Origin of the sequence: Enterococcus sp. MMGLQ5-1 (assembly GCF_013155265.1) — a bacterium.
GTDB lineage: Bacteria > Bacillota > Bacilli > Lactobacillales > Streptococcaceae > MMGLQ5-1.
Map to the genome: position 1 here is coordinate 22342 of NZ_JABJXU010000005.1, position 26058 is coordinate 48399.

Annotated in this window: 23 protein-coding genes; 4 read left to right on the top strand and 19 right to left on the bottom strand. The window is 36.2% G+C overall.

What is annotated here, in order from left to right; translation table 11 throughout:
* Positions 1 to 101 precede the first annotated feature (101 nt).
* Both HOY35_RS06415 and HOY35_RS06420 read right to left on the bottom strand, forming a co-directional pair.
* Positions 102 to 1628 (bottom strand): flavocytochrome c, encoded by a 1527-nt coding sequence (locus HOY35_RS06415; RefSeq protein ID WP_172211816.1) that lies wholly within the window; start codon positions 1626 to 1628, stop codon positions 102 to 104.
* Positions 1629 to 1864: 236 nt separating this feature from the next.
* Positions 1865 to 3097: a CapA family protein gene (locus HOY35_RS06420; RefSeq protein WP_172211814.1), complete on the bottom strand. Its 1233-nt coding sequence runs from the start codon at positions 3095 to 3097 to the stop codon at positions 1865 to 1867.
* 347 nt (positions 3098 to 3444) lie between these two features.
* On the opposite strand from HOY35_RS06420, the gene HOY35_RS06425 reads away from it, so the two are divergent.
* The gene (locus HOY35_RS06425) at positions 3445 to 4428 is read left to right on the top strand and encodes a sodium:calcium antiporter (protein WP_172211812.1); all 984 of its coding nucleotides are present in this window, start codon (positions 3445 to 3447) and stop codon (positions 4426 to 4428) included.
* 708 nt (positions 4429 to 5136) lie between these two features.
* Here HOY35_RS06425 and HOY35_RS06430 read toward each other — a convergent pair.
* The 13 genes from HOY35_RS06430 to HOY35_RS06490 form a co-directional block, all read right to left on the bottom strand.
* Positions 5137 to 6129 (bottom strand): peptidoglycan recognition family protein, encoded by a 993-nt coding sequence (locus tag HOY35_RS06430; RefSeq protein WP_172211810.1) that lies wholly within the window; start codon positions 6127 to 6129, stop codon positions 5137 to 5139.
* Between the two features lie 131 nt (positions 6130 to 6260).
* Complete coding sequence (locus HOY35_RS06435; protein WP_172211808.1) at positions 6261 to 6923, bottom strand: hypothetical protein; 663 nt, start codon at positions 6921 to 6923, stop codon at positions 6261 to 6263.
* Between the two features lie 24 nt (positions 6924 to 6947).
* Complete coding sequence (locus HOY35_RS06440; RefSeq protein WP_172211806.1) at positions 6948 to 8228, bottom strand: aspartate aminotransferase family protein; 1281 nt, start codon at positions 8226 to 8228, stop codon at positions 6948 to 6950.
* Entirely contained in the window at positions 8215 to 9327 is a 1113-nt protein-coding gene (locus HOY35_RS06445) for an iron-containing alcohol dehydrogenase family protein (RefSeq protein ID WP_172211804.1), read from the bottom strand. The genes HOY35_RS06440 and HOY35_RS06445 overlap by 14 nt, the downstream gene beginning before the upstream one ends.
* A 482-nt stretch (positions 9328 to 9809) precedes the next feature.
* Complete coding sequence (locus HOY35_RS06450; protein WP_172211802.1) at positions 9810 to 11444, bottom strand: M20/M25/M40 family metallo-hydrolase; 1635 nt, start codon at positions 11442 to 11444, stop codon at positions 9810 to 9812.
* A 1-nt stretch (position 11445) separates the two neighbouring features.
* Positions 11446 to 12393: a C-terminal binding protein gene (locus tag HOY35_RS06455; protein ID WP_172211800.1), complete on the bottom strand. Its 948-nt coding sequence runs from the start codon at positions 12391 to 12393 to the stop codon at positions 11446 to 11448.
* Positions 12390 to 13259 carry a dimethylarginine dimethylaminohydrolase family protein gene (locus tag HOY35_RS06460; protein WP_172211798.1) on the bottom strand — a complete coding sequence of 290 codons (870 nt, stop codon included), beginning with the start codon at positions 13257 to 13259 and terminating at the stop codon, positions 12390 to 12392. Before HOY35_RS06460 ends, HOY35_RS06455 begins: the two co-directional genes overlap by 4 nt.
* Positions 13260 to 13297: 38 nt before the next feature.
* The gene (locus HOY35_RS06465; RefSeq protein ID WP_172211796.1) at positions 13298 to 14368 is read right to left on the bottom strand and encodes a histidinol-phosphate transaminase; all 1071 of its coding nucleotides are present in this window, start codon (positions 14366 to 14368) and stop codon (positions 13298 to 13300) included.
* An 84-nt stretch (positions 14369 to 14452) separates the two neighbouring features.
* Positions 14453 to 15454, bottom strand: a complete 1002-nt coding sequence (locus tag HOY35_RS06470; protein ID WP_249641500.1) for an ornithine cyclodeaminase family protein — start codon at positions 15452 to 15454, stop codon at positions 14453 to 14455.
* 49 nt (positions 15455 to 15503) lie between these two features.
* Positions 15504 to 16349 carry an aminotransferase class IV gene (locus tag HOY35_RS06475; protein WP_172211792.1) on the bottom strand — a complete coding sequence of 282 codons (846 nt, stop codon included), beginning with the start codon at positions 16347 to 16349 and terminating at the stop codon, positions 15504 to 15506.
* Between the two features lie 143 nt (positions 16350 to 16492).
* Complete coding sequence (locus HOY35_RS06480) at positions 16493 to 17320, bottom strand: transporter substrate-binding domain-containing protein (protein ID WP_172211790.1); 828 nt, start codon at positions 17318 to 17320, stop codon at positions 16493 to 16495.
* Between the two features lie 50 nt (positions 17321 to 17370).
* Positions 17371 to 18054: an amino acid ABC transporter permease gene (locus tag HOY35_RS06485; protein ID WP_172211788.1), complete on the bottom strand. Its 684-nt coding sequence runs from the start codon at positions 18052 to 18054 to the stop codon at positions 17371 to 17373.
* Positions 18055 to 18066: 12 nt separating this feature from the next.
* The gene (locus HOY35_RS06490) at positions 18067 to 18846 is read right to left on the bottom strand and encodes an amino acid ABC transporter ATP-binding protein (RefSeq protein ID WP_283770051.1); all 780 of its coding nucleotides are present in this window, start codon (positions 18844 to 18846) and stop codon (positions 18067 to 18069) included.
* 239 nt (positions 18847 to 19085) lie between these two features.
* On the opposite strand from HOY35_RS06490, the gene HOY35_RS06495 reads away from it, so the two are divergent.
* Positions 19086 to 19964, top strand: a complete 879-nt coding sequence (locus HOY35_RS06495; protein WP_172211786.1) for a LysR family transcriptional regulator — start codon at positions 19086 to 19088, stop codon at positions 19962 to 19964.
* Positions 19965 to 20079: 115 nt separating this feature from the next.
* On the opposite strand, the gene HOY35_RS06500 is transcribed toward HOY35_RS06495, so the two are convergent.
* A complete protein-coding gene (locus HOY35_RS06500) occupies positions 20080 to 20514 on the bottom strand; it encodes a universal stress protein (protein WP_172211784.1) in 435 nt (144 codons plus the stop codon).
* A gap of 181 nt (positions 20515 to 20695) precedes the next feature.
* On the opposite strand from HOY35_RS06500, the gene HOY35_RS06505 reads away from it, so the two are divergent.
* Complete coding sequence (locus HOY35_RS06505; RefSeq protein WP_172211782.1) at positions 20696 to 22468, top strand: oleate hydratase; 1773 nt, start codon at positions 20696 to 20698, stop codon at positions 22466 to 22468.
* A gap of 400 nt (positions 22469 to 22868) precedes the next feature.
* Positions 22869 to 23354: a DNA-deoxyinosine glycosylase gene (locus HOY35_RS06510; RefSeq protein ID WP_172211780.1), complete on the top strand. Its 486-nt coding sequence runs from the start codon at positions 22869 to 22871 to the stop codon at positions 23352 to 23354.
* A 27-nt stretch (positions 23355 to 23381) separates the two neighbouring features.
* On the opposite strand, the gene HOY35_RS06515 is transcribed toward HOY35_RS06510, so the two are convergent.
* The 3 genes from HOY35_RS06515 to HOY35_RS06525 are packed head-to-tail and all read right to left on the bottom strand — an operon-like array spanning position 23382 to position 25947.
* Positions 23382 to 24332 carry a zinc ABC transporter substrate-binding protein gene (locus tag HOY35_RS06515; protein WP_172211778.1) on the bottom strand — a complete coding sequence of 317 codons (951 nt, stop codon included), beginning with the start codon at positions 24330 to 24332 and terminating at the stop codon, positions 23382 to 23384.
* A gap of 36 nt (positions 24333 to 24368) precedes the next feature.
* Positions 24369 to 25208: a metal ABC transporter permease gene (locus HOY35_RS06520; protein WP_172211767.1), complete on the bottom strand. Its 840-nt coding sequence runs from the start codon at positions 25206 to 25208 to the stop codon at positions 24369 to 24371.
* Complete coding sequence (locus HOY35_RS06525) at positions 25192 to 25947, bottom strand: metal ABC transporter ATP-binding protein (protein ID WP_172211765.1); 756 nt, start codon at positions 25945 to 25947, stop codon at positions 25192 to 25194. The genes HOY35_RS06520 and HOY35_RS06525 overlap by 17 nt, the downstream gene beginning before the upstream one ends.
* Positions 25948 to 26058 lie beyond the last annotated feature (111 nt).

Below are 26058 nucleotides of genomic sequence, written 5' to 3' on the forward strand. Positions count from 1 at the left end.
TTACAATTACAGTATCTTTTTTATGACAGAAAATTAATTTCTGTCATCTCAGCAAAAAGCACCCTCACTAAAAATAGTGAGGGCGCTAATTTACTTATTCTTTATTGCTCTTTCGCAAAAGCCGCTGATTGAATGCCAGCTTGGCGGCCAAAGATAATAATTTCAGCTACCGAATTACCGCCAATTCGATTTTGACCATGTAAACCGCCAACTACTTCTCCAGCAGCATACAGGCCTTTTATTGGTTCATTTGATTTGTTTAATACCTGTGTTTCAGTATTAATCTTCACACCACCCATGGTATAGTGAATACCCGGTGCAATTTTAATTGCATAGTATTTCGGTGTCGAAAGATCATGATCCATCGCGGTCGTCCGACCAAATTCAGCATCCGATTTATTCGCAACGCTTGTATTCCAAGTAGAAACGGTTGATTCTAAATCACCTGCAGGAACATTCATTTTTTCGGCAAGTGCTTCAATCGTATCTCCTGAGATAACATAACCCTGTTTATCATAAAATTCAATTGCCGTAGCTCGATCTCTCACACCTTGATCAAAGACTAAATAAGCAGATTTTTCAGGCAAGGCTGTAATCGCAGCCGAAACCTTATCACGCGTATCTAATTCGTTAACAAAGCGTTTCCCCTCATCATTGACAAGGATTGCACCTTCACCACGAACAGCTTCACCGATTAAAATACCTTTATCCTGCTGTACCGTTGGGTGAATTTGAATTTGATCCATATCCACAACCTGACCGCCTAGTTTTTCAATCATCGTAATACCGTCACCAGTGCTACCTTCTTGATTAGTCGTCACATAGCCTTTAAGATCTGGACGATATTTTTCAATTAATTTTTCATTCGCGCCAAATCCACCAGTTGTTACAACAACTGCCTTAGACTTAATTGTTTTAGCCTTTTCACCTTGAATTGTCACAGAAACACCATCAACTGTGCCATCATTTTCCTTAATTGAAGTCACATCTGCATTAACAAAAATTGGAATTTCACGCTTATGCACATTTTCAATTAGACCATTCACTAAATATTCACCAATCGCTGAACCATCAGAAGGGCGATGCGTTCTTTTTTGACTCATACCGCCAGTAATTGTTAAATTATCAAGTACAATACCATTTTGATCCAACCAATCAATTGCATCGGCTGAGTGGTCAACAAAGTAACGCAATAAATCCTTGTCATTTGTCCCCTTGCCACCCTTTAAGGTTTCTTCATAAAATGCGTCGTTACTATCTTCAATCCCCTGTGCCTTTTGAACTTTGGTATTAGAAGCATTCATCCCACTGGAAGACTTCGAGGTATTTCCGCCAGCAACAGGCATTTTTTCAAAAATAACTGGATTCATACCAGCATCCTTGGCTTCAATTGCCGCGGTCATTCCAGCTCCACCAGCACCTACAATGATAATGTCATAAGAATCTTTCAATTCTGAAGGATCGGTGTATGTATTCTCCGATGCACCTGAATCCACGTCTGATTGTTTTTCGCTGCTTGCCTCACTTTGAGAACTCGTCTTTTTGTCTGGTTGAAAAATAGCACAAGCAGACAAAAACAAGCTCGCCACGATTAGTAGTGAAGCAATACCCAATAATTTCCTTTTCATTTAATAGCTCCTTTATTAATAATTATTTCTATCAAATTATAACAAAGCATTTGTGAAATTTCAATCAAACTATTCAATATAAAATCGCTATTGGAGATAATAAGCATTATAATTATTGGCTTATTCTAAAATATTGATTTGTGAAAGATGAGCGTTTGTTCATCAAAATGAAGCGTCATAATCAGCATATACCCTCATTAATTACGAATAATCAAGCAAAATACTCGTAGTTGCTATCATTGAATATTCAATAAATCAATCATCTCATGATATGCCGTCTCAATTCGTTGCCGCTTTTCTTCAGAAACAGTATCCACATACTTACCACCACTTAAATAGTCCTCTGCTAGAAAAACCTGATAATCATAGGCTGGATAACCCAAAAAAGTGCGATCAATTGGTTCCCTTGATACCCAGGTCGGATGTGCCTTAATACCAGTTAAAGTCGTCTGATTATTTTCCTTGGTTACCTCAACCTCCATAATCACACCACGCTCGGTCCAATAATTTTCTAAAGTCTCATAACGCTGATTTGAAAGTAAATTCCCCATCGAATAGATGATAAATTTTTTGGCACCATCTTTTTCAATAATCTCCGTTGACTCAGCAACATGAGGATGACCGCCAAAAATAATATCAGCACCATAATCCACCATCTGACGATATTTAGTCTGCTGTTCTTCAGTTGGTTCTAAGCTATATTCGACACCTGATTGCGGCATCACAATAGTCAAATCCGCCTTTTTTTCAGCTGCCTCAATCTTGCTTTTAACATGCGCCATATTTAAATCATTTAAATAGTGATCATAATCAGCCTGACTAATCGTTGCCTCAATCCCATTAAAACCATAGCTAAAGCCCAAAATAGCAACCTTAATTCCATTAATTTCCTTTATTAAAATATCATCATTTGGAACATTAACACCAAATGTATCAATACCAGCCTTTTGAAAGGCATTAGCGGTATACTCCAAGCCCTCAATCCCAGTATCAAGAATATGATTATGTGCTAAATCAATTGCGTCATAGCCCGCATTTTTAATGCTTGAAATCACTGCCTCTGGGGCGTTGAAAATTGGATAGCCAGCCAATTCACGATTTGGATTAATCGTTCCTTCAAAATCACCGAGCGCTAAATCGGCTGATGAAACCAAAGGTGTAATCTGCTCATAATCATTGGTGAAATCATAGCTTTGACCATCAAAAGCACTTCCATAAACAATATCATGATAGAGCATATCTCCACTCGCCGTAATCGTAATTTTTTGTGCTGATGATTGCTCCATTGCTTGCGATGAATTAGTTTCTGTGGTCGTTTTGTTAGCAGTCGAATGCTGTCCTGCTTTTTTATCACCATATAAACCAAAAATTAAAGTAACTATTAATATAATTAAAATTATAATTAAAATTGCAATACTGATGTTTTTTCGAAAAAGATGCTTTCGTCTTAAGTGCTGCTGACGTTTCATTAAATCCTCCCAAATAATAACAAACCGACTTAATATGAATTAATTAATAATATCTTTATTTATTTTATCACAGCTCTATTTAAATTAATTAATCGTTTTCATTATTTTTTATCAAAAAATTGTAATTTATACTGATCTTCGACAAGCACAGCATTTAAATTTTAATAATTTATCAAATTGATTTATTAAGCAGGTCATGTTAATATCTAATCAGTTAAATAAAAAAAAACGGTTGGGCTGTTGCTTCAAGGTTTATTCTTCTTAGGGCAGGAAGAATACTTGAGCAACGCCTTTTTTTATGAAAAAAACTAGACTTGCCAAGCAAGGTGCAGAAAGGAATTTATTCTATGGATCAACTTTTTACTAATTCACCATTATTTATAATTATTATCGTCTTTTTAATTGCATTATTCATTCTTTCTAAATCTGCTGATTACTTAACAGATTCGGCAATTATCATTTCAAAAACTCTAGGGATTTCAGATATTATTATCGGTGCGACAATCGTTTCCTTAGGCACCAGTTTACCTGAATTTGCAACAACGATTACTGCATTATTAAATGGTTCCAACGACTTAGCGCTTGGTAATGCACTCGGTTCAATTATCACAAATACAAGCATTATTTTGGGTATTGGCATTCTATACGGCAAAATACCAGTTGCTAAAAAAACTGCGTTCAATGTATGGATTACTTTTTTGTGCTTAATAAGCATCTATTTAATTTCAATTTTAAATCAAGCAGTGATTCCTAGATATACCGGCTATATCTTATTAATAATCTTACCAATTTATCTTTTTTATGCGTTCAAAAAAAGTTCTAGTAATAAGCAATTACAACATACGGAAAAGAAAAAAACGGTAACTGCCAGTAAATTGGTCATACTAATAGCAAAAGTGATTTTTTCAGCACTCATCGTTGCCGTAAGCTCAAGCTTTTTAGTTGCAACCGTACAGGCTTCTGCTAATCGTTTAGGTATCTCAGAAGCAATTATATCAGCGACCATCGTTGCACTTGGCACAAGCCTACCTGAGCTATCAACTGTCATAGTCTCTGCTAAAAAGGGGCATGGTGGTCTAGCCTTTGGTAATTTAATCGGTGCCAGCTTAATGAATATTCTATTGGTTTTAAGCACTACCATTTCGTTTTCAAAAGCCTCACTTGTAGTACCAAAAACTTTTTTATTATTTCACTTTCCAATTGCAGTTATCATTTTTTTATATCTTCTTTACTGTATTTATAATTCTAACAAGCATGAATTAACCAAAAAGGAAGGTCTATTTTTTATTATTATTTATTTAGTCTATTTACTATATAATCTACTTTTTTAATTGGTGCACATTTCGCAAAGGACATCCTTTTCTAGTTTGCTCTTATTTTGCCTTTGAACTAAGATTTTTAAAGCGCCCTTTGGTTGCTTGAGGTGCTAAATCATCTTGCTCATGGATGCGCAACAGAAGCTAAGACATTGTTTATTTAGTTGAGCAGGTTTTGCCCAACCAATGTCTGTACTTCTGCAAGCATTCATAGCTGATTTAGCCCGTATACTAAAAATAAGTTCAAATCAAATGTCACACTTTAGCGTGCGCTCAAGTGCACCATGCTGGTCAGACTACTATTTTAACAACATTAAGCAATAGTCCTATCTGCTGACGCAGATAGCATCATGGAACCTTTGTCACTAATCTAGCTTCAATGGTCTGTGGTTAAGAAAATAGATGATTGATGCGCACGTGCGTTGCACGTTTACGCTAAATCCCTAATTTTCTACACCACAAAACGACCATTTCAGCTTTTTAAATAACTGCCTCAAATTTCATGCTGAAATTTTCGGTGAGTAAGTGACAATGGCAAAAACCACCGTCATTTCTGACAGTGGTAGGCGTTTATGAAAAAGATTAATTATTTGGGATGACTTAATCATATAAAGAAAAGCTTAAACGAGGCTTAATATATTATCTAAATAACAATTAAGCTTAAAATCACATGCCATAGCGTTTTAAACATTAAATTAATATAATAAAAGCTTCAACATCAAGTTAAGAAAGTGTAATATAATAAGCCAAAACTAAATTTTTAAAATTCTCAGCTGTATATTCACTATTGAAGAGTGAGCTTGCTGAAGTTGTCCAATAATCAGTAGGGTCAGTATGATCAGTCCCTCCTAAATAATCGCTAACCATCTCATGTGTCCAGATTGTACCTGTTCCATCTGAATCACCTAGGGTAACCTCTAAATTATTTTCCCTTAGCATTAAGGCTGTATAGTAGGCTGACATTGCGATTTGTGAGGCAAACTCCTCTGCTGTATAAACGTGTGTCAATTCAAATTGAATATAATATGGATTAGCTTTTTCTCCCGCACCTTGAGCCATGTAGTCTGTATCTGCAATATTAACAACCTGCTCGCCATCTATAAAAGTATGAACGAAAACACCAGCCTCACTATAAGCGTCAATCATGTAATTCACTTCACTCTCTATAGTAGAGTATTCAGTCCCTGTATCGTGAATCAAGACACCAATCGGCTTTTGATTATCAGTCTGATATGCCTTCTTTTCAAAATTAGAATTAATTTCTTTCGTAACGCTTGTGGTCGGAAAGCCTAAATTTTCAACCGCAACATTTACTGCATTTGTAAATTGTAGTTCAATATTTTCAGCTGATACATAATATGATTTTGAGTCATTCGTAAATTGGGCGAAAACCTCATTATTAGAAGTCACAATATATTTATTAATTGTTACCTGCGTATCAATTGGCATAGTTGCATCACTTGACTGATTAATATCTGAATATAGTTTAACCGTATCACTTGTAGCAACTAAGGTTGCATTATCTTCACTTTCAAATTCAATATCAATTTCAAGCTTATCTTCTGCTAGAATTTGACTTTTTGTACTATTAGTCATTATCAATTGAGGTACCGTTACAATAATAGCAATTACTACGATAAATGAAACGAAAAAGACTACTTTTTGTTTTATCGACTGGCTATCTTGATTATTCTGCTGTTTTCTGCTCGTTTTCATTGTCACCTCATTATATTAAAATCTCATCTCACAGTAAGATAAATATAATGAATCTAGCTTAAAATATACTTAAAAAAGGGGCAATAAACTCCCCGCTTCAATCTATCCATTGACGTGAAATTTGCTAGCTACTAATAACTAATCCGATGTACCAAACGCTTGTGAATATGATTATCTGACCAGCCAATGACAGAGCCTTGAAAGCAAAAGGCAAAAATTGTCCCAAAATTGACCGCAGCAATTCGCCCAGTCTTAAAAAATAAAATTAAAATAATCATTAACGGTATCAAAAAAGTAACAATTTGTGCTTTTCTAGGGTCTCCCTTGAAATACTTAAATCTTAAAATATTCGTTAACTCATCCCAAGGATGTAACAATAAATTAATACGTTGAGAAATTGAGATACCAATTCCCACACAAAAAGTACCTACTATATCCAATATAACTCTAAGGGTAACTGATAGCTCCGGCACACCAATCAACCGAAAAAAATGGGTAAAGACTGCAACAAGCATTCCAAAAAAACAGACAACTATTAAATTGCCAATAATTCTTCGATAGTCCACCATTTGTGATAACAAGCAATTGACAGCAATTTGGATCACCCCATAAATAATCAAGACCAGTCCCAAAGTTAAATTAAGAAACTGAGCGATATTAACAGCACTCGCTGTCCACATTGCACTGCCAAAATTTGTTGCAACCGTTAATCCCATTCCCAGTGCATTAATTCCAATCGCAATAATCAAAAAAAATACAGCTTCAAATGAAGAAAGATTACGTTCCTTATACATAAATCACTTCCATAATTATGAACATCAGTTTAAAACTTTTTTCTCTACAATAATCTCACTAAAAGCTTCAGTTAAAATCCCAAGCGCCTCATCAATTTCTGATTCACTTACAGTGGTTGGTGCAATAAATCGAACGACATTATGCGCTGTGCCACAAGAAAGCAGCAATAAACCTTTTTCCAACGATTTTTTTAATATTTGAGCCGTTTTAGCAGCATCTGGTTGACCATCTGTCTCAATTTCCATTCCAATCATTAAACCAACACCACGGACATCGACAATACAATCAAATTTTTCTTGCAGCCTCTCAAGCTCTGCCTTAAAATATTGACCTTGCTTAGCAGCGTTATCAATCGCCCCACCCAATAGCACATCTAACGTTGCCAAGCCCGCAGCACAGGCGACAGGATTGCCACCAAAGGTACCACCATGCGCACCGGGTGACCATTGTAGCATTAAATCCTTTTTCGCTAAAATAGCAGAGAGCGGCAGACCTGACGCAATTCCCTTAGCAACAGTTCTAATATCTGGTTCAACCTCAAAAACTTGAGAAGCAAATAATTTACCCGTCCGACCAAAGCCTGTTTGGATTTCATCAAAAATTAATAAAATACCATATTCGTCACAAACCGAGCGAATATATTCAAGAAAAGCCTTCGGTGGTACAACATAACCGCCCTCACCTTGAACAGGCTCTAAAATAATAGCTGCAACATCATAAGGATCAACTAGAGTATTAAATAATTCAGTAAATTGATCATAAAAATGCCGATCCAGTTGACCATCAACTAATGGATTTTTATAGACATTTGGGTAATCTAGGTAATAAATATCAGGTAGGGTTGTATAATATTTACGATATGCCGAACTAGAAGCTGTCAAGCTCATCGCACCGATTGTACGACCATGGAAGCTATTTTTAAAGCTAATAATTGCTTTACGCTTTGTTACATATTTTGCAAGCTTGATTGCGCCGTCATTTGCCTCAGCGCCACTATTACTAAAATAAACCATTGAATCTGGACCGTTTAATTCAGCTAAGCGCTCAGCAAGCTTAACATAGCTTTCATAGTAAACCACATTATGTCCTGCGTGGATTAATTCGTCGACCTGTTGATGAATCGCCTCAACCACCTTTGGATGATTATGTCCGATATTACAGACTGCCACACCACTGGCAAAATCTAAAATTTTTCGACCATTTTCGTCAATTAAATAACTACCCTGACCACTTTGAACACCTAATTGTGTTGCTCTTTTGGCAACAGGCGCTAACACCTTCAAGCTACGTTCATACAAGTTCATGTGACTGCCTCCACTCATTTTTCCATAATTCTTTCAAAATTACTTCATCTACTACACCTGAGGTATTTGCCAGACTACCACTTTGGACCAAGGTTTGCTCAGTAAATTGAGCAATTTCCTCTTCTCTGATTGCCGGTGCGCTACCAATTAAGCCTTGAATTTTTTTTACCAATTGCTCAGCACTCATCCCAAGGGTATCTAGGGCAAACTCTAGCTTTTGCTCGTTAATCTGTTTTAAATATTTTAAATAGGTACCTAATAAAAAGCCATTTGCCTGTCCATGCGGAATATCATAATGCACAGTATAGGCGTAGCCCATCGCATGTACCACTGTGACACCAGTATGTGAGATAACCATCCCGCCAAGCATTGAAATATATAATAATTCTTTACGAAGTGCGCTCGAATAATTCAAATCAGCTAGCTGATCAATTACGCTTCCAAAACGTTTAAGCGCATCTAAGGCTAATGTATCCGAATATGCCGAGGCTCTATTCGCTAGGAAGCCTTCAAAACTATGTGTAAAAGCATCGATTGCGGTATGAATCGCAATATCCTTTCTCAAGCTTTCTGTATATTTTTCGTCCAATAAAGCAATTTTAGGGAAGGTTAAAGGACTGCCAAAGCTAACCTTGGTGCCAATATCTTGACGATAAAGCACACTATAAGGCGTCACTTCACTACCAGTACCAGCTGTTGTCGGAATGGCAACAATCGGTAAGGCCTTCGTAAATTGATTACGGAATAATTCATCTAGGGTCAATGCCTCATTAACTGCTAAGACAGCTACCCCTTTTGCAGCATCTAACGGACTACCGCCACCGATTCCGATAATAAAATCTGCATCGACAGTTTTTGCATATTCTGATGCAGCAAGTACTGTTTCAACAGTTGGATCATTTTCAATTTGATTAAAAATAGAATACTTAATATGATTTGCCTCTAAGCAAGCAATCACGTCCGACTCAGCACCACTTAATTTAGCAGAGCTTCGACCAGTGATTAATAATGCTGATTGACCTAAAAGCCATGCTGATTGATTATTTTCAATAACCGCATCATCAATTAGAACTTTTGTAGGCATAAAAATAGAACTCATTGTTACCTTCCTTTCGTAAAAAGTTGAGAGCGTTGGTTAGGCATACTCGAAACAGGCTAAATGTACTGTGATTTTTGAAAAATCTACAACATCAACTTTGGCAAGGATTGCCAAAGTAAATGTATTGATGCTTAGGATTTTTTACAAAATCACGTTCAAGTGCATTTAGCACCTTGGTAAACAGTAGCTTAATCATTTTTGAGATAAAGGAAACTTACAACTTTAGTTGTTAGTTGACTTATTGAAAAAAATAGAAAGCTCGGGAGAGTATCGCCTAACGCTCGAAACTGGATTTCATAAAAAGTTGAGAGCGTTGGTTAGGCATACTCAAAACAGGCTAAATGTACTGTGATTTTTGAAAAATCTACAACATCAACTTTGGCAAGGATTGCCAAAGTGAATAAATGCGAAATTACCTTAATCTTCAACTTTCTATCAAGCAGATTTAGCACCCTAGTAAACGACACTTAGCACTTTGTAGCTTATTCTTCACTTGTCAACAATTTCCGTGTAAATGATTGAATAATTTTAGGTAATGTTTGATAAGAATATGGCTTATATAATCGCTCTTTCCACGTGTGCGCACCCTTACCATAAACTCCTAAATCAATCGCTGGAATATCCAATGAACGAATTGTTTCAAAGGGCAATGGATAAATCACGTCAGATAATGGAAAATTATTTAATAAGCTATCAATTTCTGCTTTTGATTCACGCATTGAAAGATAGCTGCTGTCAGATAGATAAGGAAAAAATCGACGCTTCTTAAAGATTTCAGCGTCACTAAACTCTGCCAAAGTTTGATCCAAAACTCTATCCACTCGACTATCTTGATTAATAAAATTATGTGGGCAAAAAGGCGGGGCAATAAACAAAACAACCTTTGGACTATCTTCGCCAGTTGCATTTTCAAGATAATCAATTAATTGAAAGCCAGCTTCACGTCGATCTAAGTCAGAAGTATTTTTTTTAAATGCTTCAATCAAACCCAAAGCATCATAGCCCTTATCAATTAACATTTGACAATAGGTATCAAAGGTATAAAACCGAACCTCGAAAGACGTTTCAGTCGAAATGCCAATACTATTTTGATAGCGGGCAAGTCTATTCTGATAATTTTCAATTGTTGACTGAATTGCTTTTTGGGCAATCCCGGAAAAAAGCTTCAAAATATCACTTGCACTTTTTTCATACAAAAAAGTATTGAAATAAAGACGGGCAATTTTAGCGGTCTGAACATTATAAAAATCCTTCTGATCCCTTTGATAAAGTACCGAGCTAGGTAAGATTTCTTCATCTGGAATGGTTTCGCATAAGTCTAAATTAGTGTTAATCGCTAGATTAATTGCACTTGATAGCAATGTCGGATCAATCCCTTGCAAAGTCGAGCCAACATGCGTTTCACGACCTTTAATATAAAAGCAGGATAATATCTTTCCAGCAGCCCCTGTATAAATATAACGAGTTGTATCACCTTGATACAATGGTGATACAAAATCAGTATTAATGGCCGCTAAAAATTCATAGCCTTCATTTTTCATCTCAGCAATCACCTGTGTTGATTCAATAGCACCTGTATGGTCATTTTCCTCAACAGGATTAACCATCAATAAAATATTACCTGACAATTCCTCTAAGTGCTCTGAGAAATAAAGGATATTACTGATATTAACAGCAATTCCACTCTTCATATCGAGCATGCCACGACCAAATAAATAATCACCACTTTGGGCATCTGCTTGAACTTCTAAATCCTCGGCATAGTTAGCAAAAAAATGAGTCAAAGCATCAGAATCACCTGCTAAATTTTGAATGGTGCCATAATCCTCAATACCAACTGTATCCATGTGAGAATGAAAAATCACGGTGCTACTTTGTTTTTCTTTTCTAATCAACGCAAAAATATTTTTGCGCTTCAAATTGTCACCAGTTAATTCCTTCGTCCATAGTTGTTCTGGAAATTTTTGAAAATAGGGAAAGCTTTGCAATATTGTCTCAACACGATTAGCAATCGCTAACTCTCCGCTCGTACCATTAACGCTCAATATCGAAACCAAATCTCGTGCAATATATTCAATTCGTTCCGCTTGTGTCATTGCTTTTAAAACTTCATACATATTATCGCCCCCAGGCTATATCCACTGCATTCGCTACTGTTTTCTTTTGTAAGTATTCAATTGATTGCTCGCTATAAAATGCCGCATGTGGTGTCAGCTGCACATTTGTTCGATTTAATAAAGGATGAGCCTTTAAATTTGGCTTTTCCGAAGCAAGTACATCAAGACCTGCACCTCGAATCAAGCCTTCATCTAGTGCTCTAATCAATGCCGATTCATCAATCAAGCTGCCACGAGCGACATTAATAATCAAAGGATTGCGCTTTAATGTACTAAAAAAGGACCAATCTAACATTTTTTCATTTTCCTTGTTCGCAAATAGATGTAAGGAAATTACATCTGCCCTTGCCTTGATTGTCTCAAGATCAACTAGCTCAACGTTATTTGCTAGTGCAAGCTCTGGGTCAATAAACGGATCTACAGCAATTACTTTCATACCAAAGACCTGTGCCCGTTTATTAACAGCCTGTGCAATCTTACCAAAGCCAATTAATCCAAGTGTTTGAGCACCTAAACGCTGAATATTGCCGACCTCTCGATAACGCCAAATACCCTGTTCAATGTTTTCCGTATGCCCCTTTAATTTTTGATTTAATAGTAAAATAAAGGCAAGCGTTTGATTGGCGACATCCTCGGTACTGTAATTAAATAACGGCGAAACTCTAATTTGATGCGCAGAGGCTGCTGTCTTATCAATCGTATCGGTACCTGTTGCATTGACAGCAATTCCCTTTAATTTCGACTGATTAGCTAATAAGGCTTCATCAATTGGCAAGAAGGCTGTTAACAGAACATCTGATTCCTTTAATTTATCGTTTAATTCCATTTGGTTATTATATGGATACACTTCAATAACCGCTTGGTTGTCCAAACGATTTAACTCATCGATTTCAACTTGAATATTTCGACTTTCTAAAACATCAGGATAATCGCTGATTAAATATTTCATCCAGCTGTCACCTCAGCTTCCAGCTCAGCAACTCGCTTCAACGGGAAAGTCATACAATGAATGCCACCACCAGCCTTCAAAAGCTCTGTAATTTCAACTTCAATAACCGTTAATCCCTTCTCACGCATCTTAAGATTCATTTCACTATTTTGAGCTAAGGATAATACTCGATTATCACCAATTGCTTGAACATTATAACCATGCTTGTAAATCAATGCTTCGCTTCCAGTGATTACATCAATTTTCTTTTCTTTTAGCAAGGCTATAAAAGACTGCGGTAATCCTTCAAGATAAGCAATCGCGATTTTGGGAGCAACTAAATTAAAACACATATCTAAGTGGAGGTAGTCTGGATTTGCAGGTACAGCATGGACATCATAACCAAGTGGCGTGAGCTGTTCTCTGATTTCGTTGATACCAGTCGCATTTGTTCGATCAATTTGCCCAATCGCTATCGTTTTTTCATCTAAAAAGGCAAAATCGCCACCCTCAAAATAACCATTTTTAACTTCAGCAACTTTAGGTACTCCCAATGCTTGCATTTTAGCAGCATACATTTCTCTTTCTTGCTCACGAATTGATTTTTTAAAGCGACCAAGAATATAACCCTCTTTAATACATCCCCCAAAATCACGAGCAAAGACTGCATTAGTAGTCGCTTCATTACCTTTTGCTTCAATCACTTCAACTCCAGCTGCACGATAGGCTTCAACCAAGTTCTGATATTCTTTTTGCATTTTATCTCGATCCAATGGCTGCCCAGCATATATTTTTGAAATTTCATTAATTGGCGTTGGACTAATTAAATATTCTGGCGGACTGAGTAAAACTTTAGTTAATTTTGAAGTACCATTGATTACAAACATATAAACTCCTTCTAAAAAACTGACAACAAACTGATAAATTATTTAGCATAAGCAAGTGTATCTATTTCTAATAAGGCTTGAGTTACAGCTGCCATATCCTCTTTTCGCCCAATAGAAATCCGTAAATATTGATTAATAATTGGTTTATTATAATAACGAACAAGTATTTTTCGTGCCTTTAATGCTTGATAAATATCTTTCGCAGTCTTATTTCGCGGCTTAACTAGAGCAAAATTCGTTGTGCTATCTAAAACTGTGAAATCAGATACTCTCAACTGTCTGATAAAATCATCACGCGTCTCAATAATTTTAGTTTTCGCGGCTTTAAAATACTTTTCATCATCCAGTGAAGCTTCCGCCATCGCGATTTGTAAGCCACTCATGAAAAACGGATTGACCGCACCACGTATATTATTCATATCTTCGATAAGCTCAGCTGATGCAATCGCAAAACCAAAGCGACCACTAGCTAAATTACGTGATTTTGAAAAAGTCTGCACAACAATTAAGTTTTGATACTCCGAAACCAGTGGCGCAACCGATGTGCCGCCAAAATCAATATAGGCTTCATCAACAATCACCAAACGATTTGGATTACTTTTCACCACAGCTTCAATTTTTTCAAGGGGATGATAATGACCCGACGGTGCATTCGGATTGGTGATAATACAATGCGCATCACTATTAAGATAATCATTCAAATCAATTCTTAGCTGCTCATCAACAGGTACTTCTCGATAATCATAATTCATTGATTTCGCATATGTTTGATAGAAGGGATAGGTAATATTTGGAAAAATCAACGCATCGCCTGCCTTGAAAAAAGTACGACAAATTAAATCTAAAACATCATCTGCACCATTACCAATCGAAATATTTTCAGCGGTTAAATCAAATTTACTAGCGACCTTTTCACGAATATCGTGATAAGTAATGTCCCCATAAAACCTAAGATTATTAATTGTTTCTGAATTTAGTTTTTCAAGCATTTTCGGTGAGGGTGGATATGGAGATTCATTAGCATTTAACTTAAGATAGCCTTCACCTAATTGCTCTCCAGCCTTATAAACGACGATGTTTTGATTTGCTTCACTTAAAAAAATACTCATTTTTTATATCTCCCTTTATTATTAATTTTTTAGCGTCATAAAGGGAGCACTAAACCTATTCAATCTAATTAATGATCATTCAAATTAACTATCCAAGAAATCCAGCACCATGCCATCGGAAGCTTCTAGTGCTTTTTTGTAAACATAGTCAGCAACAATAATATCTGTAGCTCCCATGCCAACGGGTGAAGCCAATATTTTATCCTTTTCATTTATTCGACCAGATATCTTATTGATAATGATATCGCCAATTTCACCAGTAATCGTTTCCTCGGTTATTTCTTCATAAGCATCGCCAGTTTCTTTAGCATGCTCATTACCCAAAATATTTGTCCGTTCAATAAAGCATTCGGTGAAATCCACAATCGTATGATCAAATTTACCCGCAAAACGATTAGTAATATCCTCTTCAATACATAGAACCGTCGTACCATCATCGTAATCAATATTGGCTAGAAGTGGCACCTTCGAAGTTGCTGCGCCAACAATGATATTTGAACCCGTTGAAGCTGATTGAATATCGCTCAGCTTGATATAATCAACATCTGGAAAAACTGCACTTGCCTCTTCGATAAATCGCTCCTGTGCCTCAGGGTTAATATCGACAACACGAACCTCTTTAATTTTTGGTAAAACAGATTTAATCATCACAAAGCTGGATAAGCCCTGTGCACCTGAGCCAATAATGGTAACAACTTCAGCACCTTTAGCAGCTAAATATTTCGCCATCACAGCAACACTCGCACCAGTTCTAAGAGCAGTAATATGAGTGCCATCCATAAAAGAATAAGGAATGCCCGTTTCAGGGTCATTAAGAATAATCGAACCGACCGTAACGGGTAATTGATAATCCTTCATATTATCCTTAAAGACACTGACCGATTTCATACCGGCCACACCAAATCTTGTTAAATAGGCAGGCATTGAATTAATATAGCCTTCATAAGTCGGATTCATCGGCAGGGAGAGTTTAACCGGATTAACCACAAAGCCTTCGGCATATTCAGAAAAGGCTTGCTCAACTAAATCCAAAACAATCGTTCGCGTTAAATATTTTTTTACTGTTTTTTCATTTAAAAATAACAATTTGCCCTCATGTTTCATATTATTAATCAACACCCCTTATTATTTATTTTCACTCTGTTTCTCGAAGATAATCCTGATACATTTTATCCTGTAGCTTTTTGAGTAATTGTGGTGCTTTGCCACCAACTGCAACACCATCAATTTGATTGACCTGAATACATAAATCAGCAGTCGCTGTGATCATTACCTCATCTGCTGAAAATAAATCTTCCGTTGAAAAAGCTTCTTCTCGTACAGAGATGCCCATTAAATGACAATTTTCTAACAAAAGCTTACGTGTCACACCCGGTAAAATATATTGATCAGTTGGTGCCGTTTGCAGAATACCATCTTTTAAAATATGGACGTTGCTGTGTGCACACTCTGTCACTCGACCATTTCGATGATAAATTGTTTCAAATAACCCTTTTTTGTTTGCACGATGTGTTGATAAAACATTTGGTAATAGATTTAATGTCTTAACATGGCACATTGCAAAACGAATGTCCTCTTCAAGCTGGACAGCGACAGGTTGATAAAGCTGCCCTAACACATCAAAGCCTTCTCGGATCACAATACTAACAGTTGGTTTCAACTTTATATCATAGTCATGATTGCGTGGCGCAACACCTCTCGAAACTTGAAAATAAATAAACTGATTAGCTAAATCAACCTTCCGACTCAATTCATTAAGTAATGTAACCAGCTCATCCTTGTTAAAATTTGGTTCAATATCAATTAAAGCTAAGCTTCTAAAAAGCCGATTTAAATGGTCATCTAGCTGAAAAATATGATAATTTCTTGCAATGGCAGCTTCATAAACACCATCTCCAAAAAAACGAGCGCGATCATCAAAAGGAACTTTTAAAGTAGCTGATTCTGAAATCTCACCATCAAAATATGCTAATTCTTTCATGCCAACTCCTTTCCTACAGTCTGCTTCAATCTGATTTTCTTAAAAATGACGCTTACCACTCAGATTAAATGCCCTTGAGCAGTAAGCTAATTTTTAAGAAGATACGTATGCGCGTATTGACAACTCCCAGCGATATATGCTAATTATTCAGCTGTAGCTGATTTTTGAGCAATAATTGAGTATTCCTCTAACCATTTTTCAAAATTACCATTATCCTGATTTTCTTTAATTAATTTATTGAGTCGTTTAACCAAATCCTCATTGCCCTTTGGCACAGCGATTGAGGTATATACTTCACCAGGAATATCAACATCGGCATAAGCAATTCGATCATCAGTTAAAACATATTGCATGGCTACTGAACGCTCTACAACAACACCGTCTACTTGACCAGTTGTTAAATTAAGAAAGGCGTCTGGCAGCTTATCTAATGAAACAAGCTGCTTTGGTTTTAAATCATCTTTCGCAATTGTTTCCTGAGTGGTAGCTTTTTGCACAGCCAATTTGGCATCTGCAAATGAATCCTCCGTCGCATACTTACTCTCGTTACCCTTTAAAACAATAACAACATTTTTATTGATGACATAAGGATCTGTAAAATCAACTGATTTTTTACGTTCGTCTGTTGCAGTCATTCCAGCGATTGCGAAGTCAACCTGATTTTGTGTGACAGAGCCTAAAATGGCGCTAAAGGTCATATCCTTAACCTCTAAATCAACACCCAAGTCATCTGCTACTACCTGCGCGAATTCCATATCTACGCCGACAATTTTTTTCGGATCACCATTTAAATCAAAGAATTCATATGGTGCATAGCCTGAAGCAGTTGCAACTACTAATTTTTTAGCAGATTTAATTTTATCAATCGCACTTTCAGAAGCTTCTTCTTTTTTACCACAGGCAGTGAATAATAATAACGCTCCTAACGTTAAACCTAAACCAACTGCAAATTTCCTCATTTTCTTTTTCATATTAATCCTCCATAATTTTTCATATATTATATTTTTTAATACCAAATTAATTATGCTCTACTTTTTCTACTCATTTTTCTTTCCAACACTGAAACGACTCTTGTGATTGAAAAAGTGAATAATAAATAGATTGCACCAGCGGCAACAACCGCTTGGAATGGTTTGTAGCTAATCCCTTGAATCGTTTGTGCGGCAAAGAGTAGATCGGCAACACCAATAACCGAAGCCTGTGATGATGATTTAATATTATTGGCAAATTCATTGGCAATCGCTGGTAAAATATTACGAATTGCCTGTGGCAAGACAACATATCGATAGCTTTGCCATTTGGAAAAACCAATTGAGCGAGCACCTTCTAGCTGTCCCGGATCAATTGACTGAATTCCTGAACGAAAAATTTCAGAAACAAAAACACTCTCACCAACAGTTAGTCCAACTAAGACAGCAGCAAAACGACTCATATCAACACCCATAATTTGATAATCTGGAAATTGAATACCTAACATTGGGATGCCATAAAAGCAAAGAAACAAAATAACTAGCATTGGTAAGCCACGAATAATTTCAATAAAAGTCACTGTAACATAATGAATAATTTTATTCTGACTCATTCTGAGCGCCGTCAAGACACCACCTAAAATAAGTGCAAAAATCATTGATACAACAGAAAGAATAATCGTCATGACTGCACCATTCCATAAGAAACTGCCATATCTATCTAAAAATTCAACCATAGCCCTCGCTCCTTATATTATTTTATTTAAAAATGATGCAACACGTTCGTGCGGATAATCTCGATTCAATTCCTCTGGCTTCATATCTGCAATTAGCTCTCCTTCTTCTAAAAAAACAATCCGATCAGCGACTTCTTTAGCAAAGCTCATTTCATGAGTGACAACAATCATCGTCGTACCACTCTTTGCGATATCCTTCATTACATTTAAAACCTCACCAACCATTTCTGGATCAAGCGCCGAAGTTGGCTCATCAAATAAAATAATCTCTGGTCCCATTGCCAAAGCTCTGGCAATCGCGATTCGCTGTTTTTGACCACCAGACAGGTTTTCAGGATAATCATCCTTCTTATCTGCTAAGCCAACTTGATTTAATAATTCATCAACCCTTTGATCTGTTTTTTTAGCATCCCAATATTTTAGCTTTTGCGGTCCAATTCCAATATTTTTGCCGACTGTCATATTCGCAAATAAATTAAAATGCTGAAATACCATATTAACCATCTCTCTGAGCATATTATTATTCATATCAGGGTCATTAATATTTTTACCTTTAATCCTTATTTTTCCGCCATTAATCTTTTCCAGTTTATTAATTGTTCTAAGCAAGGTGGATTTGCCTGAACCAGATGGACCAATCAAGACAACCACTTCGCCACGTTTAATTGTTAAGTTAATATCCTTTAAAACTTCAAGCTGGCCAAACTTTTTTGAAATATGTGTCATTTCAATCATATAGGGTGCCCGATCATCAAACCTTGACTCGCCTTTTTGTTTTGAAAAAAATCCCATCTCGCTACCTCCATTCCATGTCACTATATTACCCGAAAAATGAACAGACTCAAAGTTTTTATGTCATAAAACATGACACGAAAGTTTTGTGGATACGCTTAACCAGCTAATAATACTGATTTTTTTGGAAAAAAACTTTTTTTCAGAAAATTGAGAAAAATAAATCACTGTAAACAAATCGATAACAAGTTTTTATGTTATAATTTATTACATAACCAATAGTTATAAAAGGAGAACTTATGGATATTGCAACTTTAAGAACCTTTCTTGTCTTAACAATTGAACGAAACTATACTGTTACTGCAAGAAGAATGGCGATTAGCCAACCTGCTGTCAGTAAGCAAATCGCTAAATTAGAAAAAGAATTTGGCCCACTTTTCGTCAAAAATGGTCGAAGACTTGAATTAACTGCCGCTGCAGAGCTTTTAATACCCATTGCTCGAAAAATTACGCAGCAGGTTGAAAATGTTAAAAATGAAATTGAAGCGTTAGTGCCCAAAAATGAACTGGTTATCAATATTGGTGGTGATATTAACTATTTACAGACTAATTTTCAAACAATCGTTAACCATCTCGTAAAAAATAAACAAAAGCTACATATTCACTTTAATGCAATTGATAATTCAAGACGAATACTAGAACAGGTGGCAAAAGGAAAAATTGATATCGGTCTGATGGCGGGGAGCTATGAGGCAAAGGGGATTAGGAAAATTGAACTAATTCAAGATGCAGTCGTTCTAGCAGGCAGAAATGAGGTCGTTGAAAAATATCAAAGGGGGGAAAATGTACCTTTGCTAGTTTATGAAATGAAAAGTGCCTATCACAGTACACTTGATGATTTTATCCGTGAAAAGAATTTTGAAAATAAAGATGTCATCCATGTTAATAACATGGGATTGATGCGCTTCGCATTGAAAAATGGGATTGGTTTAGGTATTGTCAGCCTTGATATTATTCGTGATGAGCTCAAAGAGGGCACTGTTCAAATCATTGAACGTGCCGATAAAAGTATTTTTGTCAGAACCTCAATCGCCTATCGAATGGATAATCCAAAGCTGAGCATCATCAACGAAATTACACGCCTCATCAAAGACAATTACAATCAAATCAAACAATAGTATATAACGATACTTCTAATCAAAAAAAAGCAAGAAAAACCTGCTCTTTTTTAGGACTCTTTAAAAAGCCAAAAAGAGCAAGTCAAACTCGCCACTATTTCTTAGGATTACAAAGCTACTTAATTACTAAAACGTTACAGGGCGCATGATTAACAACATAGGCAGTTGTCGAACCAACTAAGGTCTGTCTAATTTTCCCCTTACCAGTCACACCCATTACAATTAAATCAATGCCATATTGCTCAGGGAAGGTTTCTGTTAAATATTGCTTAGGATTACCGACCTCAATAATCGGTACCACTTCGGCTATCGATCTCTCATTTGCCTGTCTTGCCTTTTCGTATAAGGTTGCTTCCACTCGCTCTTTGTCCTCAGCAAGTAGCTTCGAGAAGGCAAAGGCGCTTGTTGATAAATCCGCATCATTGATAATCGAAGCAAGATACAAGGTGGCATGGTAGCTTTCAGCCATCATCAGCGCCTCATTAAATGCTTTTTCAGATTGGTTAGAACCATCAAGGGCAACTAAAATATGTTGATATTGATTTGTCATTGAAAACGCCTCCTTTTTATTTAATTATAACATTTTTTATTTATTAATTGTTATTTAATAGAAAATAATGGTGACGAACAGCTTAAATAATAATTTATCATTATAAATAAATATAGAATTTGTTTATAATTATAAACAGTTATATACTGAAGCTATCAATAAATCAAAAGGATGGTGTCTTATGTATAGGAGTAACGGAAATTATGAGGCTTTTGCAAGACCAAAAAAGCCCGAAAATGTTGATCAAAAATCAGCCTATCTAGTTGGTTCCGGCCTTGCTTCACTTTCTGCAGCGGCATTTTTAGTACGTGATGGACAAATGAAGGGCGAAAATATCCATATTTTAGAAGAGCTCCCCATCGCAGGTGGTAGCCTAGATGGCATTTTAAATCCAACACGGGGCTTTATTATCCGCGGCGGACGAGAGATGGAAAATCATTTCGAATGCTTATGGGATTTATTCCGCAGCATCCCTTCACTTGAAGTTGAAAACGCATCAGTTCTCGATGAATTTTACTGGCTCAACAAAGAGGATCCTAATTTTTCAAAGTGTCGGGTGATTGAAAATCGTGGTCATCAAATCAAAACAGATGGTAAATTCACACTTTCTGATAAATCTTCTGAAGAAATGATGAAGTTATTTTTAACGTCTGAGAGCCAATTGCAAAATAAAAAAATCACAGATGTTTTCTCCGAAGAATTTTTTGATTCAAACTTTTGGATTTACTGGTCATCAATGTTTGCTTTTGAAAAGTGGCATTCTGCAATTGAAATGCGCCGCTATATTATGCGCTTCATCCATCACATCGACGGACTCCCTGATCTATCAGCTCTAAAGTTTACCAAGTATAATCAATATGAATCGCTCGTATTACCTCTGGTCAAATATTTGGAGAAAAATGGCGTCCATTTTCAATACGATACAACTGTTAAAAATATTTTAATTGAACAAAGGGCTGAGAAAAAATTTGCGAACGCGCTTATCGTAAATATTGATGGTGAAGAAAAAACCATTTATCTAACAGAGAATGATTTAGTTTTCGTTACCAATGGTAGCATTACCGAAAGCACAACCTACGGTGATAATGACCATCCTGCGCCAGTTAATAAGGCATTGGGTGGTAGCTGGCAGCTTTGGAAAAGCTTATCTGAACAGGATAGTAGCTTTGGCAAGCCTGAAAAATTTTATGATAATTTACCTGAGGAAAGCTGGTTTGTCTCAGCAACCCTAACAACACTCGATGATAAAATTGCACCTTATATTGAAAAGATAAGTAAACGCGATCCCTATGCAGGTAAGGTTGTGACAGGTGGCATTGTGACAGCTAGGGATTCAAATTGGATGCTGAGCTATACCTTAAATCGTCAACCTCATTTTAAGGCGCAACCAAAAGATCAATTAGTTGTTTGGATTTACGGCTTGCTTTCAAATCAACCGGGCAATTTTATTAAAAAGAGCATTACTGAATGCTCAGGTAGTGAAATTGCTCAAGAATGGCTCTATCATCTTGGGGTGCCAGTTGAGGAAATTCCTGCACTAGCACAGCACTCAGCCAATACAATCCCATGCTACATGCCTTATATTACCTCGTATTTTATGGCACGCGCTGACGGTGATCGTCCACTAGTCGTACCAGAAGGTTCTATCAATTTAGCATTTATCGGTAACTTTAGTGAAACCGAAAGAGACACTGTTTTTACAACCGAATATTCAGTCCGAACAGCTATGGAGGCTGTCTATACCTTGCTTGAGGTCGATAGAGGAGTGCCAGAAGTTTTTGCTTCTGCTTATGATATTAGAACTTTACTTAATTCAACCAGTCGATTACTTGATGGTCGGAAATTAGAAGATATCAAAATTCCCTGGCTCCTCAGAAAATTAGAGAAAAAAGGACTTAAAAAAATTCAAGGAACATTGATTCAGGAGCTTTTACAAGATAGTGACTTAATTTAAATCAATAAAAGCAGATTTTCTGCTAAGCGTTGACTAGTCGTTGTCGCATCGTTCCCCGTAATTACGAACAATACGAAAGGAGGTGGGACTTTTGTCCCACCTCCTCTTGGTTTTAATGAAAGAAAGTATCAGAGCCTAATTTGCGGTCTTCTAATAAGCGCTTTGCCAGTAAAGCTTCTCCATAGGTCACTAAAGCGACGCCTAGGAAAATAGAGAAATTTCATCTAAGAAAATGCTTTTCTTTTAAATGGTAGCCCGTTCAGATGAGCCCACCACCTTTTATCACAGCTTCTTTTATGCTAATCTTTATTAATAGATTTTGTTAGATAATCAGTTTTTTAAATGATATTGTCTTTTTAACATACATAATTTATTAATAAAATGATTGGAGCATTAGCAGATGCACGAAGGACTACAACCAATATACAATCAGTCAACTGAAATACTAATATTAGGTAGCGCTCCTAGTCAAAAATCAATTGAATTTCAGCAATACTATGGAAATCCTAGCAATCAGTTTTGGAAAATTATCTTTCAAATTTTGGCAATAGACGATCCAATCACGTACCAAAAACGAATTGATACTTTATTAAAGCAGCACATTGGTCTTTGGGACGTCTATCAAAGGTTTGAGAGAATTGGAAGTCTGGATGTAAATTTCACCTCAGTCGAATTAAATCACTTCGATGAAATTCTAGAAAAAGCGCCCATCAAGAAAATCATTACCAATGGCAAGCGCGCCTATCAAGAAGCTCAAAAAATTAATGAATTTAAGTATAGTCAGCTCGCCATTATCCCAGTACCATCAACCAGTGGTGCAAACAATGGTAAAGGTTTAGCAAGAATGGAAGCTTGGCGTAAAGCAATCAAAAATAATCACTATTAGTTACCCATTAACTCCTATCAATAAAGGCTAATTTGCTAAACCATCATGAATTTTATCTAAATTCCATTTCATCATGGTATAGTAGGTGTCTCCTGTACTACCTTTTTTGGCTAATGAATCCGTAAAGATTTTAGAGTAAATCGTTAAGCCTGTTTCATCAGCAACCTTATTCATTGATTTGGGTGAGACGGAAGTCTCGACAAATAAGTGCTTAACATCATATTTCTCAATTTCTGATAAAACTGCTGCCATTTGCTCAGGTGTACCTTGGGTTTCTGTATTAATTTCCCAAATATACGCTGGCGTTACATGGTACGCTTTTGAAAAATATTTAAATGCGCCCTCCGAGGTCACAAGTAAACGTTGATTTTCGGGTATATCTAAAAATTTAGATTGGGCTGTTTGATGTAGCTCTGACAGTTTTGCGATATATTCATCCGAATTTTTTTGATAATAATCAGCATTCTTAGTATCTTTCTCTTTTAAAATTTTCGTAATTGTCTTAACATATTGAATTCCATTATTTAAATCTAGCCACGCATGTGGATCCTCTTCTGTTTCATTAGTCGTTAAATGCATGGGTGTTACGCCTTCACTGGCAGCAAAAACATCCTTATCGAATTCTTTATGCGAAGTTTTTACTAACTTTTTAAACCAACCACTACCACCTGTTTCTAAATTAAGACCATTATGAAAAAGAACATCTGCTTTTGTTGCCTCAGTAATATCGTTTGGACGTGGCTCGTATTCATGCGGATCGACACCACGTTGAACAATACTATACAAATGAATTTTATCCTTTGCAACATTTGATACCATATCCTCTATAATGGAATTGGTCGTTACAACTCTCAATTTGCCATCAGCTTCTTGAGCTGTTCCATTGGTACCTTGATCATTATTACGACTATTTACAAAATAAAATACGCCCCCAATCATCGCGACTACTGCAATAATACTTATAATTATCCTTTTCAAAAAATCACTCCTTTATAATAATTCTATATAATAATTCTATTTTTTAAATTTTAAAAAACCCTGCTTAGGTGAGCAAATAAATGAAATTAAAAACAGCAATGCTGCGAAAATGACAATCGCCGGACCCGATGCCCAGTTCAGTGTGTAGCTAAAATACAAGCCAAAAACAGAAGCAATCGTACCAAAAATTGCTGATAAAACCAGCATGATTGTTAATTTATCTGTCCATAAAAATGCTGTCGCTGCAGGTGTAATTAACATAGCAACTACTAAAATAATGCCAACGGTCTGCAATGCTGAAACTGTAACTAACGTTAAAACTAGCATTAGCCCATAGTGCAATAATTGAGTGTTCAGACCGTAGGTTTTAGCATAGGTTTCATCAAAGGAGGTAATTAATAGCTCCTTATAGAAGCAAACAACAAACAAAATAACAATACCAAGCACAACTGCCGTAGTTAAAATATCACCATTACTTACCGCCAAAATATTCCCAAATAAAATATGATGTAAATTAGTAGAGCTCTCAGCCAAGGAAATTAAAATGAAGCCTAAGGCATAAAATGCACTAAACACAATACCGATTGAAGTATCTGTTTTAATTTTACTGTGAGAAGCTACAAAGCCAATCAATAATGCAGCAATAACACCAAAGATAGAGGCACCAATTAAGATATTAATACCTAACATATATGCAAGCGCAACACCGGGAAGGACAGCATGGGAAATCGCATCACCCATTAATGACATCCCTCTTAAAATAATAAAGCTACCGATAATACCTGACATCACCCCAACCATTATCGCTGTAATCAAAGCGCTTTGTAAAAAATCATATGTCTGTAAGGCATGCCAGAAACTAATGAGTGAATTCACGATTATCAGCCTCCTTTTGATTAAATAAAACAGATGACAAATCTGCACTAAATGCCTGCCCAATATTCTTAGCATTATAGACCTGCTGAGTAGGACCAAAATCAATCAAACCATGATTCATAATTACTAGATCATCAAAGTAGCTTGAAACCTTGTTTAAGTCGTGGTGAACAACAATAATTGTCTTATTTTCTAATTTCCATTGCTTCATAATCGCCATAATAGCTGTTTCGCTCTGTAAATCAATGCCTACAAATGGTTCATCCAAGACAATCACCTCTGCCTTTTGAACAATTGCCCGAGCCACAAAGGCACGCTGTAGCTGACCTCCAGATAGATTACCAATTTGACGGTGAGAAAATTCAGTTAACCCTACCTGTTCAATTGCTCGCTGGCAAGAATTAACGGCGTTTTTATCCGGACTTTTAAAAAGGCCAAGCTTGCCATAGGTACCAGTCAGCACCAAATCGAAAACATCTATTGGAAAGGATAAATCTAAATCCTTACGCTGCTCAACATAAGCAATATGCTTTTGAATTTTTTTTAGCGGCTGCTTTTGATAGCTCACTTCACCAGAGGTTGACTTAACCAATCCTAAAATCGCCTTAATTAAGGTCGATTTTCCTGCCCCGTTAGGCCCAATAATACCAGTAATTTTTCCTGAATTAAAATTAACCGTTAAATCATTAAAAACTGGAACTTGACCGTATGAAACGGTTAGCTGATTCACAGATAACATTTTACCCTCCTTTTTAGGTGTGCCTAATTTTTATTAATGATACCAAAAAATATAGTTATGTGCAAGCGCTTAAAAAAAAAATCGTTTTTTGACAATAAAAAAAACTTATCC

What these genes read in the sequence shown, in the direction of transcription:
- HOY35_RS06415 (WP_172211816.1), bottom strand. Translation starts at nt 1,628, where the DNA reads ATGAAAAGGAAATTATTGGGTATTGCTTCACTACTAATCGTGGCGAGC.
- HOY35_RS06420 (WP_172211814.1), bottom strand. Translation starts at nt 3,097, where the DNA reads ATGAAACGTCAGCAGCACTTAAGACGAAAGCATCTTTTTCGAAAAAAC.
- HOY35_RS06425 (WP_172211812.1), top strand. Translation starts at nt 3,445, where the DNA reads ATGGATCAACTTTTTACTAATTCACCATTATTTATAATTATTATCGTC.
- HOY35_RS06430 (WP_172211810.1), bottom strand. Translation starts at nt 6,129, where the DNA reads ATGAAAACGAGCAGAAAACAGCAGAATAATCAAGATAGCCAGTCGATA.
- HOY35_RS06435 (WP_172211808.1), bottom strand. Translation starts at nt 6,923, where the DNA reads ATGTATAAGGAACGTAATCTTTCTTCATTTGAAGCTGTATTTTTTTTG.
- HOY35_RS06440 (WP_172211806.1), bottom strand. Translation starts at nt 8,228, where the DNA reads ATGAACTTGTATGAACGTAGCTTGAAGGTGTTAGCGCCTGTTGCCAAA.
- HOY35_RS06445 (WP_172211804.1), bottom strand. Translation starts at nt 9,327, where the DNA reads ATGAGTTCTATTTTTATGCCTACAAAAGTTCTAATTGATGATGCGGTT.
- HOY35_RS06450 (WP_172211802.1), bottom strand. Translation starts at nt 11,444, where the DNA reads ATGTATGAAGTTTTAAAAGCAATGACACAAGCGGAACGAATTGAATAT.
- HOY35_RS06455 (WP_172211800.1), bottom strand. Translation starts at nt 12,393, where the DNA reads ATGAAATATTTAATCAGCGATTATCCTGATGTTTTAGAAAGTCGAAAT.
- HOY35_RS06460 (WP_172211798.1), bottom strand. Translation starts at nt 13,259, where the DNA reads ATGTTTGTAATCAATGGTACTTCAAAATTAACTAAAGTTTTACTCAGT.
- HOY35_RS06465 (WP_172211796.1), bottom strand. Translation starts at nt 14,368, where the DNA reads ATGAGTATTTTTTTAAGTGAAGCAAATCAAAACATCGTCGTTTATAAG.
- HOY35_RS06475 (WP_172211792.1), bottom strand. Translation starts at nt 16,349, where the DNA reads ATGAAAGAATTAGCATATTTTGATGGTGAGATTTCAGAATCAGCTACT.
- HOY35_RS06480 (WP_172211790.1), bottom strand. Translation starts at nt 17,320, where the DNA reads ATGAAAAAGAAAATGAGGAAATTTGCAGTTGGTTTAGGTTTAACGTTA.
- HOY35_RS06485 (WP_172211788.1), bottom strand. Translation starts at nt 18,054, where the DNA reads ATGGTTGAATTTTTAGATAGATATGGCAGTTTCTTATGGAATGGTGCA.
- HOY35_RS06490 (WP_283770051.1), bottom strand. Translation starts at nt 18,846, where the DNA reads ATGGGATTTTTTTCAAAACAAAAAGGCGAGTCAAGGTTTGATGATCGG.
- HOY35_RS06495 (WP_172211786.1), top strand. Translation starts at nt 19,086, where the DNA reads ATGGATATTGCAACTTTAAGAACCTTTCTTGTCTTAACAATTGAACGA.
- HOY35_RS06500 (WP_172211784.1), bottom strand. Translation starts at nt 20,514, where the DNA reads ATGACAAATCAATATCAACATATTTTAGTTGCCCTTGATGGTTCTAAC.
- HOY35_RS06505 (WP_172211782.1), top strand. Translation starts at nt 20,696, where the DNA reads ATGTATAGGAGTAACGGAAATTATGAGGCTTTTGCAAGACCAAAAAAG.
- HOY35_RS06510 (WP_172211780.1), top strand. Translation starts at nt 22,869, where the DNA reads ATGCACGAAGGACTACAACCAATATACAATCAGTCAACTGAAATACTA.
- HOY35_RS06525 (WP_172211765.1), bottom strand. Translation starts at nt 25,947, where the DNA reads ATGTTATCTGTGAATCAGCTAACCGTTTCATACGGTCAAGTTCCAGTT.